This is a genomic window from Ruegeria sp. BF8 (assembly GCF_056538625.1).
On sequence record NZ_JBQFTL010000003.1, the window covers coordinates 504,289 to 519,125 of the forward strand.

14 protein-coding genes are annotated in these 14,837 nt (G+C 62.7%); 11 read left to right on the plus strand and 3 right to left on the minus strand.

All coding sequences use genetic code 11. The features are described from left to right. From ACR0LD_RS13115 to rarD, 7 genes are all read left to right on the plus strand, one after another. Positions 1–2,448, plus strand: coding sequence for a GcvT family protein (locus ACR0LD_RS13115; RefSeq protein WP_480637335.1), 2,448 nt, complete (start codon positions 1–3; stop codon positions 2,446–2,448). Positions 2,449–2,463: 15 nt separating this feature from the next. Next, positions 2,464–2,940 (plus strand): cupin domain-containing protein, encoded by a 477-nt coding sequence (locus ACR0LD_RS13120; RefSeq protein ID WP_093964282.1) that lies wholly within the window; start codon positions 2,464–2,466, stop codon positions 2,938–2,940. Between the two features lie 12 nt (positions 2,941–2,952). Next, a complete protein-coding gene (locus tag ACR0LD_RS13125; protein WP_480637337.1) occupies positions 2,953–4,005 on the plus strand; it encodes an alcohol dehydrogenase family protein in 1,053 nt (350 codons plus the stop codon). Positions 4,006–4,017: 12 nt separating this feature from the next. Further along, positions 4,018–4,911 carry a homocysteine S-methyltransferase family protein gene (locus ACR0LD_RS13130; RefSeq protein ID WP_480637339.1) on the plus strand — a complete coding sequence of 298 codons (894 nt, stop codon included), beginning with the start codon at positions 4,018–4,020 and terminating at the stop codon, positions 4,909–4,911. A 9-nt stretch (positions 4,912–4,920) separates the two neighbouring features. Continuing rightward, positions 4,921–5,904 carry a GlxA family transcriptional regulator gene (locus ACR0LD_RS13135; protein ID WP_480637341.1) on the plus strand — a complete coding sequence of 328 codons (984 nt, stop codon included), beginning with the start codon at positions 4,921–4,923 and terminating at the stop codon, positions 5,902–5,904. An 87-nt stretch (positions 5,905–5,991) separates the two neighbouring features. Then, entirely contained in the window at positions 5,992–8,445 is a 2,454-nt protein-coding gene (locus ACR0LD_RS13140; protein ID WP_480637343.1) for a GcvT family protein, read from the plus strand. Between the two features lie 245 nt (positions 8,446–8,690). Next, complete coding sequence (gene rarD, locus ACR0LD_RS13145; RefSeq protein WP_170360854.1) at positions 8,691–9,596, plus strand: EamA family transporter RarD; 906 nt, start codon at positions 8,691–8,693, stop codon at positions 9,594–9,596. On the opposite strand, the gene ACR0LD_RS13150 is transcribed toward rarD, so the two are convergent. Both ACR0LD_RS13150 and ACR0LD_RS13155 read right to left on the minus strand, forming a co-directional pair. After that, a complete protein-coding gene (locus ACR0LD_RS13150) occupies positions 9,587–10,294 on the minus strand; it encodes an SGNH/GDSL hydrolase family protein (protein ID WP_480637345.1) in 708 nt (235 codons plus the stop codon). The two genes, rarD and ACR0LD_RS13150, sit on opposite strands and share 10 nt — an antisense overlap. Positions 10,295–10,301: 7 nt before the next feature. Beyond that, positions 10,302–10,712, minus strand: a complete 411-nt coding sequence (locus ACR0LD_RS13155; protein WP_170360856.1) for a nuclear transport factor 2 family protein — start codon at positions 10,710–10,712, stop codon at positions 10,302–10,304. 94 nt (positions 10,713–10,806) lie between these two features. Here ACR0LD_RS13155 and ACR0LD_RS13160 point away from each other — a divergent pair, with 94 nt between their 5' ends. The 4 genes from ACR0LD_RS13160 (at position 10,807) to ACR0LD_RS13175 (ending at position 13,786) form a co-directional block, all read left to right on the plus strand. Continuing rightward, the gene (locus tag ACR0LD_RS13160) at positions 10,807–11,454 is read left to right on the plus strand and encodes an RluA family pseudouridine synthase (protein ID WP_480637347.1); all 648 of its coding nucleotides are present in this window, start codon (positions 10,807–10,809) and stop codon (positions 11,452–11,454) included. A gap of 129 nt (positions 11,455–11,583) precedes the next feature. Next, positions 11,584–12,255 (plus strand): YiaD family glycine zipper/OmpA-like lipoprotein, encoded by a 672-nt coding sequence (locus ACR0LD_RS13165; protein WP_480637348.1) that lies wholly within the window; start codon positions 11,584–11,586, stop codon positions 12,253–12,255. A gap of 137 nt (positions 12,256–12,392) precedes the next feature. Next, positions 12,393–12,935 carry an NADPH-dependent FMN reductase gene (locus ACR0LD_RS13170; protein ID WP_170360860.1) on the plus strand — a complete coding sequence of 181 codons (543 nt, stop codon included), beginning with the start codon at positions 12,393–12,395 and terminating at the stop codon, positions 12,933–12,935. 38 nt (positions 12,936–12,973) lie between these two features. After that, on the plus strand, positions 12,974–13,786 hold the full coding sequence (locus ACR0LD_RS13175; RefSeq protein WP_480637350.1) for an HTD2 family dehydratase: 813 nt from the start codon (positions 12,974–12,976) through the stop codon (positions 13,784–13,786). Here the strand turns inward: ACR0LD_RS13175 and ACR0LD_RS13180 are convergent. After that, positions 13,778–14,812: an NAD(P)/FAD-dependent oxidoreductase gene (locus ACR0LD_RS13180; protein ID WP_480637352.1), complete on the minus strand. Its 1,035-nt coding sequence runs from the start codon at positions 14,810–14,812 to the stop codon at positions 13,778–13,780. The two genes, ACR0LD_RS13175 and ACR0LD_RS13180, sit on opposite strands and share 9 nt — an antisense overlap. Positions 14,813–14,837 lie beyond the last annotated feature (25 nt).

Below are 14,837 nucleotides of genomic sequence, written 5' to 3' on the forward strand. Positions count from 1 at the left end.
ATGAGCGATTTTCCGACCAAGGCCCGCGTGGTCATCATCGGTGGCGGCGTCGTAGGGGCGTCCTCGCTGTACCATTTGGCCAAAAAGGGCTGGACCGACTGCGTTCTGCTGGAAAAGAACGAGCTGACCGCAGGGTCGACCTGGCACGCGGCGGGCAACGTGCCGACATTCTCGACCTCGTGGGCGATCATGAACATGCAGCGCTATTCGACCGAGCTGTATTCACGTCTTGGCGAAGAGGTCGACTACCCGATGAACTACCACGTGTCCGGCTCGATCCGTCTGGCGCACAGCAAAGAGCGGATGCAGGAGTTCCAGCGGGCCATGTCGATGGGCCGCTACCAGGGAATCCCGATGGAAATGTGGACGCCGGAGCAGGCCAAGGAACGCTATCCGTTCCTGGAAACTCATGATCTTGAGGGCGTTCTGTATGACCCGACCGATGGGGACATCGACCCTGCGCAGCTGACCCAGGCGCTGGCCAAGGGCGCACGCGACATGGGGCAGAAGATCATCCGGTTCTGCCCGGCCACCGGCGTGACCCAGCATGACGACGGCACCTGGACCGTCCACACCGAAAAAGGCGACATCGACTGCGACTACGTCGTCAACGCGGCCGGCTACTACGCGCAGCGCGTGGGCGAATGGTTCAAACCCTTTGGCGGCCGCACCGTGCCCGCGATGGTCATGAGCCACCAGTACCTGCTGACCGACGAGATCCCCGAGGTCGAAGCCTGGTCCAAGGAAAACGGTGGCAAGCTGCCGCTGCTGCGCGACGTGGATATCTCCTACTACCTGCGACAGGAAAAGCACGGCTTCAACCTTGGCCCATACGAGCCCAATTGCAAGGGCCACTGGATGACCGAGGACGACCCGATGCCTGAGGATTTCAGCTTCCAGCTGTGGAACGACGATCTGGACCGGATCGAGGACATCGTCACTGACGCAATGGAGCGGGTGCCGCTGATGGCGACCTCGGGCGTGGGCCGCGTGATCAACGGGCCGATCCCCTATGCGCCCGACGGCCTGCCGCTGATCGGGCCGATGCCCGGCGTCAAGAACGCCTTCGAGGCGCATACCTTCACCTTCGGCATCGCCCAAGGCGGCGGTGCAGGCAAAGTGCTGGCCGAATGGATCGTGGATGGCGCCACCGAATGGGACATGTGGGCCGTCGATCCGCGACGCTACACCGATTACACCGATCAGGACTACTGCAACCAGAAGGGCATGGAGGTCTACGGCAACGAATACGCCATGCACTTCCCCCATCACGAATGGCCCGCCGCGCGCGACAAGAAGCTGTCGCCCGTGCATGCCAAGGTCAAGGAACTGGGCGGCGTCATGGGGGCCTACAACGGCTGGGAGCGCGCCAACTGGTTCGCGCAGCCGGGCGACGACACCTCCGAGGAAAGCACCCACACCTGGGGCCGCTCGGGTCCGTGGGAGCAGCGGATCAAGGAAGAATGCGAGGCCGTGCGCGACCATTGCGGCGTGCTCGACCTGCCGGGTTTCTCGCGCTTTGTCGTCAAGGGCGAAGGCGCGGCCGAGGCGCTGCGCGGGCTGGTCACCGGCGGCCTGCCCAAGGTGGGGCGGATCAACCTCGTCTACATCGCCGACAATCGCGGCCGCATCCTGACCGAGATGTCCTGCATGCGCCTGGGCGAGGATGAGTTCGTGATGATCACCGCCGCCACCGCGCAATGGCACGACTGCGACATCCTGATGAACGCAATGCCCGCGGGCGTCACGGTCGAGGACGTGACCACCACCCGCGACACGCTGATCGTGACCGGTCCGAAATCGCGTGAGATCCTGTCGGGTCTGACCGATGCCGACCTCTCGCTGGGTTGGCTGACCCATCAGGCGGCCACCGTGGCCGGACAGCCCGCCCACCTGATCCGCGTGTCCTTTGCCGGTGAACTGGGCTGGGAGGTGCATGCGCTCAACGAGCACATGCCCGCGATCTATGACGCGATCCTTGCCGCCGGGGCCAAGCCGTTCGGCATGTATGCGCTGAACAGCCTGCGCATCGAAAAGGGATACCGCGCGTGGAAGGGAGATCTCAGCACCGACTACTCGCTGCTCGAAGGCGGGCTGGAGCGCTTCGTCAAGTTCGACAAGCCGCAGGATTTCCCCGGCAAGACCGCGTTGCTGGCGGAAAAGCAGCGTGGAGTGAAGAAGTCTTTCGTCACGCTGGTCGTCGAGGCCGGTGACTGCGATGCGCCTTACATGTCCTGCATCTGGCAGGGCGACCAGATCGTGGGCGAGACCACATCGGGCGCCTGGGGCTATCGTGTCGGCAAGTCCGTCGCGCTGGGTATGATCAAGGCCGATCTGGCCAACCCGGGCACCGAGCTTGAGGTGGAAATCTACGGCGAAAAGTGTCGCGCCGTGGTACAGGAGGATCAGCCGCTGTGGGATCCCGCAAACGAGCGGCTGCGCGCCTGAAACAAGGAGGCCCATATGCGCCCGCGATATTCCAAGCAGGGACCCGGTGAGGGTCCCAACTATGACTGGGAGAATGACCATACCTTCGTGAAGGTTTCGGGTCAGGACACGGGCGGGGCCTACACCCTGATGGAAGACAACTTGAAGGCCAGCTTCGCGCTTGGCCTTCATCGCCACGACAGCCACGCCGAGACTTTCTATTTCCTCGAGGGCGCCGTGGATTTCTACGTCGACGGAGATTGGCACCTGTGCACGCCGGGCACCACCATGCATGTTCCGCCGGGTGTGCCGCATGCCTGCCGCGTCGCCGACAACAAACCGGCACGAATGCTCATGATCTTTCAACCCTCCGGGTTTGACGGTTTCCTTGCGGAACTGGCAACCATGACCCAGGCAGATTTTGAGGACGAGGCCAAGATGGCCGATCTGAATGCCCGCTACGACATCGTGCCGATGGGGCCGGTGCCGCCCCATCCCGACGACCAGACCTGAGAAGCCAGCGAAATGAATGCTCCAAAGACGATGTGCGGTGTCTATCTGACAGGTCACGGTGGTCCAGAAGTTCTGGAATGGCGCGAGGATATTCCGGTTCCAGTACCCGGGCCCGGGCAGGTTCTGGTCCGCGTGGTCGCGGCAGGCGTCAACAACACCGACATCAACACGCGGATCGGATGGTATTCCTCGGACGTCACCGGCGCGACGGACGCGGTTGACCAAGAGGTCGAAGCCGGCGGGTGGGGCGGCGCGCTGTCCTTTCCCCGCATTCAAGGCGGAGATCTTTGCGGCATAGTCGAGCAGATCGGGCCGGGTGCCGGCGTCAAACCGGGGCAACGCGTGACCTGCCCGATCAACCTGCCGCGCCCGCGCCCGGGTAACCCGACAGGCTTCATCGCGCTTGGGTCCGAGATCGACGGGTCTTTTGCGCAATACTGCCTGCTCGAGGCGGATGACCTCTACGACGTGACCGCCTCACCGTTGTCGGACGTGGAAATCGCCGCCATCCCCTGTGCGTTTGGCACGGCCGAGAACCTGTTGACCCGCGCGGGCGTGACTGCCGGGCACAAGGTGCTGATCACCGGCGCCTCGGGCGGCGTCGGGCTGGCGGCCGTGCAATTGGCAGCCTTGCGGGGAGCAACCGTGTGGGGGGTGACCAGTGCCGCCAAGGCCGAAGTGGTACGGGCGCAGGGTGCGGCTGGTACGTTCGAGCGCGACGCGCCGCTGCCTCAGGACAGCTTTGACGTGGTGATCGACGTGGTCGGCGGCCCGGCCTTTCCCGGCCTGATCCTGGCACTGAAGCCGGGCGGCCAATATGCCGTGTCCGGGGCCATCGCCGGCCCGATCGTGCAGGCTGATCTGCGCGAAATCTACCTGCGCGACATCACGATCCACGGCTGCACTCACCAAGCCTTCGAAGTTTTTGGCCGACTGGTCGAGTTGATGAACGCGGGTCGGATCAAGCCGTTGATTTCCAAGACTTACCCGCTGCGCGAGATCGTCCAGGCGCAGACGGACTTTCAATCAAAGACCCTGCCCGGAAAGCTGGTTCTCATACCGTAAGGAGGCACCGAGATGGCAGACATCACGCTGTTGGATGGTTCGATCGGTCAAGAGCTGGTCAAACGTCGTGGCGAACAGCCAACCGCCTTGTGGTCAACCCGCGTAATGATCGACGAGCCGGGGTTGGTCGGAGACATCCATCGGGATTATTTTGACCGCGGGGCAACCGTCGCGACGACAAACACCTACGCCGTGCACCGTTCTCGCCTCGTACGAGCAGGGATCGAGGACCAGCTGGAGCAACTTATTGATGCGGCTCTGACACAGGTCGAACTGGCGCGCTATGGGCGGGCGGGGCGTATCGCCGGTGCGCTGGGCCCCTTGCTGGCCACCTATCGCCCCGATCTGAACCCCGATCCCGACGAGGCCGCGCAGAAATTCGCGGAACTGGTGCGATTGATGCAGAACCGGGTGGACCTGTTTCTGATCGAAACCGTCTCGTCCGTGACCGAGGCCGAAGGCGCGCTGCGTGGAACTGAAGGCTGTGGCAAGCCGGTCTGGCTGGCCCTGTCGGTCATGGACGAGGACGGTACGCGGCTGAGGTCGGGCGAACCGCTGGGCGCGATCGCGCCACTGGTCGAACGCTTCGATCCCCAGGCGGTTCTGATCAATTGCACCCGACCCGAGGCGGTGCCCGCGGCGCTGGAAATCCTTGCGGAACTTGAAAAGCCCTACGGTGCCTACGCGAATGGTTTCACCCGGATTTCCGACGGCTTCCTGAAAGACGCTCCGACAGTCGACGCGCTGGAGGCGCGCCACGATCTGGACCCGTCGGCCTATGCCGTACATGCGATGAGTTGGGTTGACCAAGGGGCCACGATCATCGGTGGATGCTGCGAAGTGGGCCCTGAGCACATCGAAGCTTTGGCCAACGCCCTGCGCTCGGCCGGGCACAGGATCGTGTGAGTGGCGGGTATGGCGGAGAAACCGGACCCTGGAAAACCCGAAGGCGTCAAGGCGCAGTGGCATTTTGACATCATCACCGCGCCGGGCTTCGTTCTGCTGGAACTGGCGTCGGTGGTGGATGTGCTGCGTCTTGCCAATCGGGTTTGCCCGCACCCGCCGTTCACTTATGCCTATCGGTCGCTCAAGGGAGGGACCATCGTCAGTAGCAGCGGCGCCAGCATTCCGACCCAGCCCGTTACGCGCCAACCGGACGCCGACTATCTGTTCGTGATCGGCAACACCGACCCGGACCAGCCCGAGCTGTCGCTGGGCCGGGTTGTGTCCGACTATACCTATCGCGGTGCGCAGGTCTTTTTGCTGGCCGAGGCCGCCAGCCGATACATCGACGAACACGGAACGCCCGACATGGCAACACATTGGGAAAACGCGTCGATCTTCCGCGAACGCGGTGCCCGGTTCGAGGCTAAGCTTTCGATCGCGACCGAGCAGGGCCCGGTCGTGACCTGCGCGGGAATGGGGGCCACGGCCGATATTGCTTTGGCGGTTATCGGGCGTCACATCTCGGGGCCGGCCAAGATGACGGTGGCTGACATCATGCTGCACGAACATATCCGCGACTTTTCGTCGTTGCAGCCGTTTTCGGGCGCCAAGACGACAACGACCGGGGACGCCCGACTGGATCAGTGCATCAAGTTGATGCAGGCCAATATCGAAGATCCATTGCCCATCAATCAACTGGTCGAAGAGCTTGGAATGTCGAACCGCTCGCTGGAGCGCAAATTCAATACATTCTTCGGCACCACGCCGAACGGGTTCTATCGGGAGATGCGGTTGGCCAAGGCCAACAACCTGCTTTTGAATACCACTATGAGCGTGCGCGAAATCGGCCTCGCCTGCGGCTTTCCCAACGGGTTCTCATCCGTCTACAAAAGCTTCTTCGGGATCACGCCATTCGCTCTGCGCCGCCAGAAACGCCAATCGGCGCTGCGGTGATTTTTGTGCTGCAGTTGACGTTTTTGCCGCATTTTTTGTCGCCTGTTCGTGGCACTCTGACGCCGACTCGAGATTGGAGACTTTGGAATGGTTGATCTTCCCAGCAAGGCCCGCGTGGTGATCATCGGCGGCGGTGTGATCGGATGCTCGGTGGCCTATCACCTGACCAAGAAAGGCTGGAGCGACGTTGTTCTGCTGGAGCGCAAGCAGCTGACCAGCGGCACGACCTGGCACGCGGCCGGCCTGATCGCCCAACTGCGCGCCACCGCGAACATGACCAAACTGGCGAAATACAGCCAGGAACTCTATGGCGCGCTCGAGGAGGAAACCGGCGTCGCCACGGGCTTCAAACGCTGTGGCTCGATCACCGTGGCGCTGACGGATGAGCGCAAGGAAGAGATCTACCGGCAGGCCGCCATGGCCCGCGCCTTCGGAGTCGAGGTCGAGGAGATCTCGAACGAGCGGGTGGCCGAGCTTTATCCGCATCTGAATCTGGATGGGGTCAAGGGCGCCGTCTATCTGCCGCTGGACGGCCAGGGCGACCCGGCCAATATCGCGCTGGCGCTGGCCAAGGGTGCCCGTCAGCGCGGCGCCTTCGTCAAGGAACGGGTCAAGGTCACCGAGATGGCAAAGAAGGGCCGCAAAGTTACCGGCGTCGACTGGGTGGCGGATGATGGCAGCGCCTCGGGCCATATCGAGTGTGACATGGTGGTCAACTGCGCCGGCATGTGGGGGCATCAGGTGGGGCGCATGGCGGGCGTGAACGTTCCGCTGCATGCCTGCGAGCATTTCTACATCGTGACAGAGGGCATCGACGGCCTGACCCAGCTTCCGGTTCTGCGGGTGCCGGACGAATGCGCCTATTACAAGGAGGACGCCGGGAAAATCCTGCTGGGCGCCTTCGAGCCCAACGCCAAGCCCTGGGCGATGGACGGCATCCCCGACAGTTTCGAGTTCGACCAACTGCCCGAGGATTTCGACCATTTCGAACCGATCCTCGAGGCCGCCTGCAACCGCATGCCGATGCTGGCCGAGGCGGGCATCCATACCTTCTTCAACGGGCCGGAATCCTTCACTCCCGACGACGCCTATCACCTTGGCCTTGCGCCCGAGATGGACAATGTCTGGGTCGCCGCCGGGTTCAACTCGATCGGGATCCAGTCTGCGGGCGGCGCGGGAATGGCGCTGGCGGAATGGATGGACTCGGGTGAAAAACCCTTTGACCTGGGCGACGTGGACATCAGCCGGATGCAGCCATTCCAGGGCAACAAGCAGTATCTATTCGAGCGGTCCAAGGAAACGCTGGGCCTGCTCTATGCCGACCACTACCCCTATCGGCAAAAGGCCACGGCGCGCGGCGTGCGCCGGACGCCGTTCCACCACCACCTGAAAGAAAACGGGGCCGTCTTTGGCGAGCTGGCCGGCTGGGAGCGCGCGAACTGGTTTGCCAATGAGGGGCAGGAACGCGAATACCGCTACAGCTGGAAGCGCCAGAACTGGTTCGAGAACTCGGCCGCCGAACACCGCGCAGTGCGCGAGAACGTGGGCATGTATGACATGTCTTCCTTCGGCAAGATCCGGGTCGAAGGCCCCGATGCCCAGGCTTTCATGAACTATGTCGGCGGCGGCGACTACGCGGTTCCAAACGGGAAGATCGTCTACACCCAATTCTTGAACCGGCATGGCGGGATCGAGGCAGACGTGACCGTGACCCGCCTTTCCGAGACCGCCTATCTGGTCGTGACCCCGGCGGCGACGCGACTGGCCGACCAGACGTGGATGATGCGTCATTCGGGCAATTTCAACGTGGTCATCACCGATGTCACGGCAGGCGAAGGCGTTCTGGCGGTGATGGGTCCCAACGCGCGGACGTTGCTTGAAAAAGTTTCGCCCAACGACTTCTCGAACACGGCAAACCCATTCGGCACCGCGCAGGAAATCGAGATCGGAATGGGCCTGGCACGGGTTCACCGCGTGACCTATGTGGGCGAACTTGGGTGGGAGGTCTACGTGTCGTCGGATATGGCCGGGCACGTTTTCGAAACACTGCACGAGGCTGGGCAGGACATGGGCCTGAAGCTGTGCGGTATGCACATGATGGACAGCTGCCGGATCGAAAAGGGCTTCCGTCACTTCGGCCATGACATCACCTGCGAAGATCACGTTGTGGACGCCGGTCTCGGCTTTGCCGTCAAGGTGGACAAGGGATGTGATTTCATCGGCCGAGATGCGGTGATTGCCCGCAAGGACAGCGGCCCCCACAGCCGGCTGGTGCAATTCAAGCTGACTGACCCTGAACCGCTGCTGTTCCACAACGAACCGATTATCCGAGATGGCGAATATGTGGGCTACATCAGCTCAGGAAACTATGGCCACACTTTGGGTGGCGCGATCGGCATGGGTTATGTCCCCTGCAAGGGCGAAAGCGCGGCCGACGTGCTGTCCTCGACATACGAGATTGACGTCTGCGGAGTAAAGGTCCGCGCCGAGGCGTCGCTCAAACCCATGTACGATCCGAAATCCGAACGTGTGAAGGTCTGATGGCGGGTTGGGGGCGTTGCTCCTATGCAATTGTATAGCGCCGGATGGAGGTTCTTGACGAGGCCTCCATCTGGCCAAGACTTTACCGGAAAACCAAGCATAGCCGAACATGGTTCTGCCGGTCGCACACCGGACGATAGGGCCGCCGACCCATCACAATTCGTTATGAGCGTCTTCAAGCTTTTCTGAGTTTCAATGGCAAGGGACTTTGCCTAAAGACGGGGGGTATCAGCTGGAGACCATTCATGGCCGAGCGCCCGACCCAAGCCCAGAACACGGATTCGCCAAAAGGCCTTGCGCTGGCTGTTACGGCGTATGTCCTTTGGGGTTTTCTGCCGCTCTACATGAAGGCAATGGCGCATATCGGTCCCGTCGAAATCGTGGCGCATCGCATCATCTGGTCGGTTCCGGTGGCCGGGCTGTTGCTGGTCGCGCTGGGGCGAACCGGTGATCTGAAGGCGGCGCTGCGCGATCCGCGCATGTTGGGAATGGCATGCCTGACGGCGGCCCTGATTTCGGTGAACTGGGCTATCTACGTCTGGGCGATCGCCAGTGGCAACGCTCTGGACGCGGCGCTGGGGTATTATATCAACCCGCTGTTCAGCATAGCGCTGGGAGCGATCCTGCTACGCGAGTCCCTGACCCGAACACAGTTGATTGCCGTGGGGCTTGCCGCCTTGGGCGTTCTGGTTCTGGTGGTCGAGGCCGGCCGTCTGCCATGGGCGGCGCTGGGGTTGATGGTCAGCTGGGGATTTTACGCGTTCTTCAAGCGCTCGTTGCCCATCGGACCAAACCAGGGATTTCTGCTTGAGGTTCTGATTTTGCTGGTTCCCGCGCTGGCTTATGTGACCTGGTTGGGCGCGGAGGGTACCGGACATTTTGGAGGCGCCGCAACAGATACCATGCTGTTGGCCGGGGCAGGTATCGTGACCGCCGTTCCGCTTCTGGTCTATGCCAACGGGGCCAAGCTGGTGCGGCTTTCGACCATGGGTATCCTGCAGTACATCGCGCCGACCATGATATTCATCACGGCGATCACGCTGTTTGGTGAGCAGATCGACCGCGGGCGCATGATTGCCTTTCCGCTGATCTGGGCCGCACTGGTAGTGTATTCAGTGCCCATGATCCGTCAGGTGCGCGGTCAGACCTGATCGAGGATCATTCGCGCGGCCTGCTCTGCCCAAAGCCGATAGGCTTTGGGGCTTGGGTGATAGCCGTCCACAGCCGCCAGGGCCGGATCGTCGGGCAGGTGCAGCGCCAAATGCCGGGCCTTTGGGAAGCTCGCGATCACCTCTCTCTGCCCTTCGTCAAGGCGCGCGGATTGGCGTCCCAAAATCCATGCCAAGGGCTGTGGTAGCGCCGGGAACCGATCCATCTGCGGGACGCCCGTCACGATCACAGTCCGCACGCCCAGATCGACGGAAAGCAAGCGCATCAACTCGGCCTGTTGACGTTTGAACCGGTTGCAGGTCACGGCTCGGGTGACGTCGTTGACGCCCAAGGCCGTAACAGCCGCGTCAAACTGGCCTTCGATCCTGCGCAGGTCTTCGATCGCGTTACCGGTCGTGTGGCCGGTCGTTGCGACAAGGCGCCACTCAACGCTGAACTGGCGGCTGAGCAGTTTCACCAACTGGCCCGACAGCGCCTGTTCCTGAGTGCCAGCCCCAACACCTGCGGCGGAACTGTCGCCGGTGATCAGCAGGCGCAGTCTCGGCCCGCGGCCTTGCCGGCCCTCACGCGCACCAGCAGGTTCGGGCAGCTGCACGGCCCCTCGTCGCACCATCAGAGCCTGTGCCGCCAGCACCGGCAGCAGCGGAACTCTCAGAAGCTGATCGGCGGCAATGGGCACGGGTGGCTCAGCTCAAAGCGTTCCGAAATTCCAGGAACCGGGGATCTTTCATGACGCGCGCCATCATGGCCTCGCGCAGGGCGCCAACGGTCTTGTAGGGACGCATGGCGACTTCGAATGTCTGAATCAACCCGTCATCGTTGAGCTTGATCAGGTCAACGCCAACAGCGTCCAGTTCACCCACCTTGCATTGAAACTCCAATGCCCAGTCTTTGCCATCGCCCATGATCCGGCGGTAGCGAAACTCGGAAAAAACCTGTCCAACATGACCCAATACCGCCGCCACCGGGGCGCGGCCTGTCCAGGTGCTGTAGTAGGTCGGCGGAAGGAACTGCACGTCTTCGGCCAGCAATTCATGGATCAGGCTCTCGTCGCCCTTGGCGACCACTTCCTGCATTCGTTCGATCGTCGGGTGCATGTCATCTCCTCTGCCTGGCGCGAGAGTTGCCGAGAAGCCTTCTCATCGCAAGGACGACGTTGCGAGAGGCGGCGCCCTGCGATAGGCAGCCCGCATGAGCGATACCTATGATCCCCCCAAAACGCCGCTGGACGTGCTGCACGAGGATGCGCAGGTGATCGTGGTGAACAAGCCGGCGGGCCTGCTGTCGGTGCCTGGCCGGGGAGAGCACCTGGCCGATTGTCTGCTGGCCCGTGTGCAGGCCGCATTCCCGCAGGCCTTGCTGGTCCACCGGTTGGACCGCGATACCTCAGGCGTCATGATCTTTGCCCAGACACCGCACGCCCAACGATATCTGGGACAGCAATTCGAAAACCGGCAGACACGAAAAACCTACGTCGCCCGTGTGTGGGGCCGGTTGGAACCAAAGACCGGCACGGTAGACTTGCCGTTGATCGTGGATTGGCCCAACAGGCCGCGCCAGATAGTGTGCCACGAGACTGGAAAGCCGGCGGTCACGGATTGGCGGGTTGTCCGGTACGACGGGGACACCACCCGCGTTCGCCTGTTTCCAAAAACCGGTCGCTCGCACCAGTTGCGGGTCCATATGCAGGCACTGGGCCATCCGATCCTGGGCGACCCGTTCTATGCCGAAGGACCGGCGCGCGATTTCCCCAGGCTGATGCTTCATTCCGAGGAATTGCGCGTCAAACACCCCGAGGATGGCATATCGATGAAATTTCGCGCTCTGCCGGATTTCTGAGCGCCTTGGGGGCGGCGGGTATTCGCCGATCTCACGTTTTTGTCGCTTGAGCCTGTTTGTGTCAGGCGTGCTATAATCACGTCAAACACGTAACCCGGAAAAACGGGTGCAGGAGCAGAAGGTGAACCCATGAAAATTTCCAGATTCTTGCCGCCGGTCGGGCTGAGCGCCGCATTTGTGCTGGGGGCCTGTACCGACCCCGGTACGTTGCGGGTTCAGGACGACCCGAACCAGAACGCCAAGCAGGGAGCGTTGCTGGGCGGTCTGATTGGCGCCGGTGTTGGCGCCATCGCCAATGACTCGAACCCTGGGCTGGGTGCCGTTGCCGGTGCGGCCATCGGTGCTGCCGGCGGCGGGTTGATCGGCAACCAGTTGGACCGGCAGGCAGCCGAACTGCGTCAGCAACTGGCCAATGACGGTATCACGATCGTCAACGCCGGAGACCGGCTAATCGTCACGGTCCCGAATGACATCACCTTCGACACCGACAGCGCCACGGTCCGGCCTGCGCTGAGAGCGGATCTGGTCCGCGTGGGGCAAAACCTGGTGAACTATCCCAACTCGAACGTACAGATCATCGGGCACACCGACAGCGATGGTGAGGCCGGCTACAATCAGATCCTGTCCGAACGCCGCGCCAATGCGGTGGCGGATGTTCTGCAGGCCAATGGCGTCAGCTATGCGCGCATTGCCACGATCGGCCGCGGTGAAAACCAACCGATCGCCTCGAACCTGACGCCCGAGGGCAAGGCGCAGAACCGCCGGGTCGAGATCGTGATCGTGCCAAGCGGCAACGCCTGAGCCGATCATCAGCCAACTGCCGGGGGCCGCCGCGAGCGGCCCCTTTCTTTTTTGCACATTGACTGCGCGTCAGGCGGGCTATGGTTTGCGGTCGGGATGACTAAACTGCAGCCGAAACACATGACGGAGATATCCTGATGTCCGAACCGATCCTTCTGGGCCTGTCCGGCTCGTTGCGGCAGAACGCCACCAATCGACGCCTGATCCGTGAAGCGGCGCGCCTGTTCGGCGCGGGAACGTTCATCGAAGCTGATCTGAATCTGCCACTCTATGATGGAGATGCTGAGGAGGCCGAGGGGATCCCGGCCGAAGTTCAGATCCTGGCGGATCAGATCGCCGGTGCCCATGCGGTGGTCATTTCCACTCCGGAATACAACAAAGGGCCGTCAGGCGTTCTGAAGAACGCGCTGGACTGGGTCAGCCGGACCAAGGGCAATCCCTGGGCCGACAAACCGGTTGCGGTGATGTCCGCAGCGGCGGGCCGGGCCGGAGGCGAACGGGCGCAGATGATCCTGCGGTCTTTCATGGTGCCGTTTCAGCCGCGCATCCTGCAGGGCCCCGAAATTCATCTGGCCGACAGCTCGAACGAGTTCGACGATGCAGGTCGATTGCGCAGCGACCGGTACGAACGGACGCTGGGCCAGTTGATGGAGAAGCTGCGGGCCGAAGCAGGTTTCTGAGCCTTGTCGGGCTGGCCGAGCCTGCTTAGGGTGCGGCCATGACGGATCAAGTTTCCTCGGAAATTCAGCACGACGTGATGGACCCTGCCCGGGCGGCGGCGTTTCAGGTGGCGTTGGGGCAGGCACCTTCGATCGGGATGGGCACGTCGCTGCCGCCGTTCTTTCACCAGCTGTATTTCTGGTCGCCGCGCCCGCCCGAGGGCTTGGGGCGCGACGGCCATCCCGTGGTGGGCGAAGGGCTCGTCCCCGACCTCGGTCTTCCGCGTCGGATGTGGGCCGGTGGGCGATTACGGTTCGCCGCTCCGCTGATTGCTGGCACACCAGCCGAACGCCGCTCGACCTTGAGCAATGTGAGCACCAAAACTGGACGGACCGGGCCCTTGGGGTTTGTGACCCTCAAGCACGAAATCTGGCAGGACGATACGCTGTGCCTGACCGAATGGCAGGACCTTGTCTATCGCGAGGATCCGTCGGCCGATGCACCAAAACCAGAGGCCTCGGTTGCCCGGACGGACGAAACAGACCTGCGCCAGGTCGCGTTCGACACCACGCTGCTGTTTCGGTACTCGGCGCTGACTTTCAATGGCCACCGCATCCACTATGACCTTGACTATGCCCGCGATGTCGAAGGCTATGCCGGGCTGGTGGTTCATGGACCGCTTCTGGCGCAGCATCTGATGCTGCTCGCCACTGATCTCATGGGGCCGCTGGCCGAGTTTTTCTTTCGCGCGGCCTCTCCGCTGATGCATTTCGAGCCTGCCACGCTGTGCCGAAACGGAAACGATTTTTGGGTCCGCGGTTCTGACGGGCGGCAGTGCATGCAGGCCGTGGCCCTTCCACGGTCACAGTGACGCCTCGGGGCGGAAGCCTTCGGGGATCGAATCCTGTCCGTCCAGTACAAGGTCTGCCATGACCTCGGCCATCTTTGGGGCCATGCCGAACCCGATCTTGAAGCCGCCATTGGCAATGAACTGGCCCTTGTGCAGCGGGTGTGCGCCCAGCATTGGCGCTCGGCTCTTGCTGCGGGGGCGGACCCCGGCCCAACGCTCGATCACCTCCGCGCCGTGTAGAACAGGAACCGCCTGCAACGCGCGCTGGATCACATCGTCAAGCGCAGCATCGGTGCCGGTCGGGTCGTCATAGTCCCGCTCGGACGTCGAGCCGATGGCCAGTGTCCCGTCGGCGTGGGGCACGAAATGGATCGACTCCGCAAACAGCTGCGGCACTTGGCCCGCGTCGAACCGCAGCAGTGCCGCCTGTCCCTTGACCCCGTTTCCGACCGCCTTGCCGAAAGCATCGGACAGTTCCAACAGGCCGGACACCCCGGTCGCATGAATGACTGCCCCGGTGTCCGGGGCCTCGGGCACGACCTCAACCCCCATCACGGCCAGCGCGGCCACCAGCGCGGCGCAGGCCCGGCGTGGATGCATGCGTGCACTCAACGTATCGTGGATGACGAATCCCGTTGCGCTGGGCGGGCACCATGATCCGACCGAGCGCGCCTCGACCACGGTCCATTCAGCCCGACCCTGCCAAAGGTCGCGGGCCGAGGCCGCACGCTGATGCGCCAGGTCGAGGCTCTTTGGGTCGTTGATGGGCTGGATCCGCCCCAGACGCGCATAGCCGGGCGAAACGCCGCCGGTGGCCTCCACCTGTCGCCAAAACGGTTCGGCCATCAGCAGGCTTTCAAATTGAAATGCTTTCTTGTCGTTCCAGTTTTCCGGAACGTGCGGGGCAAGGGCACCCACCAGCCCGCCGCTGGACCCTGAACCAGCGCCGTAGGGATCGACGACCCGGACCCTGGCGCCACGTCGCGCACAAGTCCAGGCGATGGACAGGCCAAATATACCAGCCCCGCGGATCGTCACATCGACCATTGCCAATCCCCTTTTCCTTGTTCAG

Coding starts and splice junctions, on each gene's coding strand:
- ACR0LD_RS13115 (WP_480637335.1), top strand. CDS start 1: ATGAGCGATTTTCCGACCAAGGCCCGCGTGGTCATCATCGGTGGCGGC.
- ACR0LD_RS13120 (WP_093964282.1), top strand. CDS start 2,464: ATGCGCCCGCGATATTCCAAGCAGGGACCCGGTGAGGGTCCCAACTAT.
- ACR0LD_RS13125 (WP_480637337.1), top strand. CDS start 2,953: ATGAATGCTCCAAAGACGATGTGCGGTGTCTATCTGACAGGTCACGGT.
- ACR0LD_RS13130 (WP_480637339.1), top strand. CDS start 4,018: ATGGCAGACATCACGCTGTTGGATGGTTCGATCGGTCAAGAGCTGGTC.
- ACR0LD_RS13135 (WP_480637341.1), top strand. CDS start 4,921: ATGGCGGAGAAACCGGACCCTGGAAAACCCGAAGGCGTCAAGGCGCAG.
- ACR0LD_RS13140 (WP_480637343.1), top strand. CDS start 5,992: ATGGTTGATCTTCCCAGCAAGGCCCGCGTGGTGATCATCGGCGGCGGT.
- rarD (WP_170360854.1), top strand. CDS start 8,691: ATGGCCGAGCGCCCGACCCAAGCCCAGAACACGGATTCGCCAAAAGGC.
- ACR0LD_RS13155 (WP_170360856.1), bottom strand. CDS start 10,712: ATGCACCCGACGATCGAACGAATGCAGGAAGTGGTCGCCAAGGGCGAC.
- ACR0LD_RS13160 (WP_480637347.1), top strand. CDS start 10,807: ATGAGCGATACCTATGATCCCCCCAAAACGCCGCTGGACGTGCTGCAC.
- ACR0LD_RS13165 (WP_480637348.1), top strand. CDS start 11,584: ATGAAAATTTCCAGATTCTTGCCGCCGGTCGGGCTGAGCGCCGCATTT.
- ACR0LD_RS13170 (WP_170360860.1), top strand. CDS start 12,393: ATGTCCGAACCGATCCTTCTGGGCCTGTCCGGCTCGTTGCGGCAGAAC.
- ACR0LD_RS13175 (WP_480637350.1), top strand. CDS start 12,974: ATGACGGATCAAGTTTCCTCGGAAATTCAGCACGACGTGATGGACCCT.
- ACR0LD_RS13180 (WP_480637352.1), bottom strand. CDS start 14,812: ATGGTCGATGTGACGATCCGCGGGGCTGGTATATTTGGCCTGTCCATC.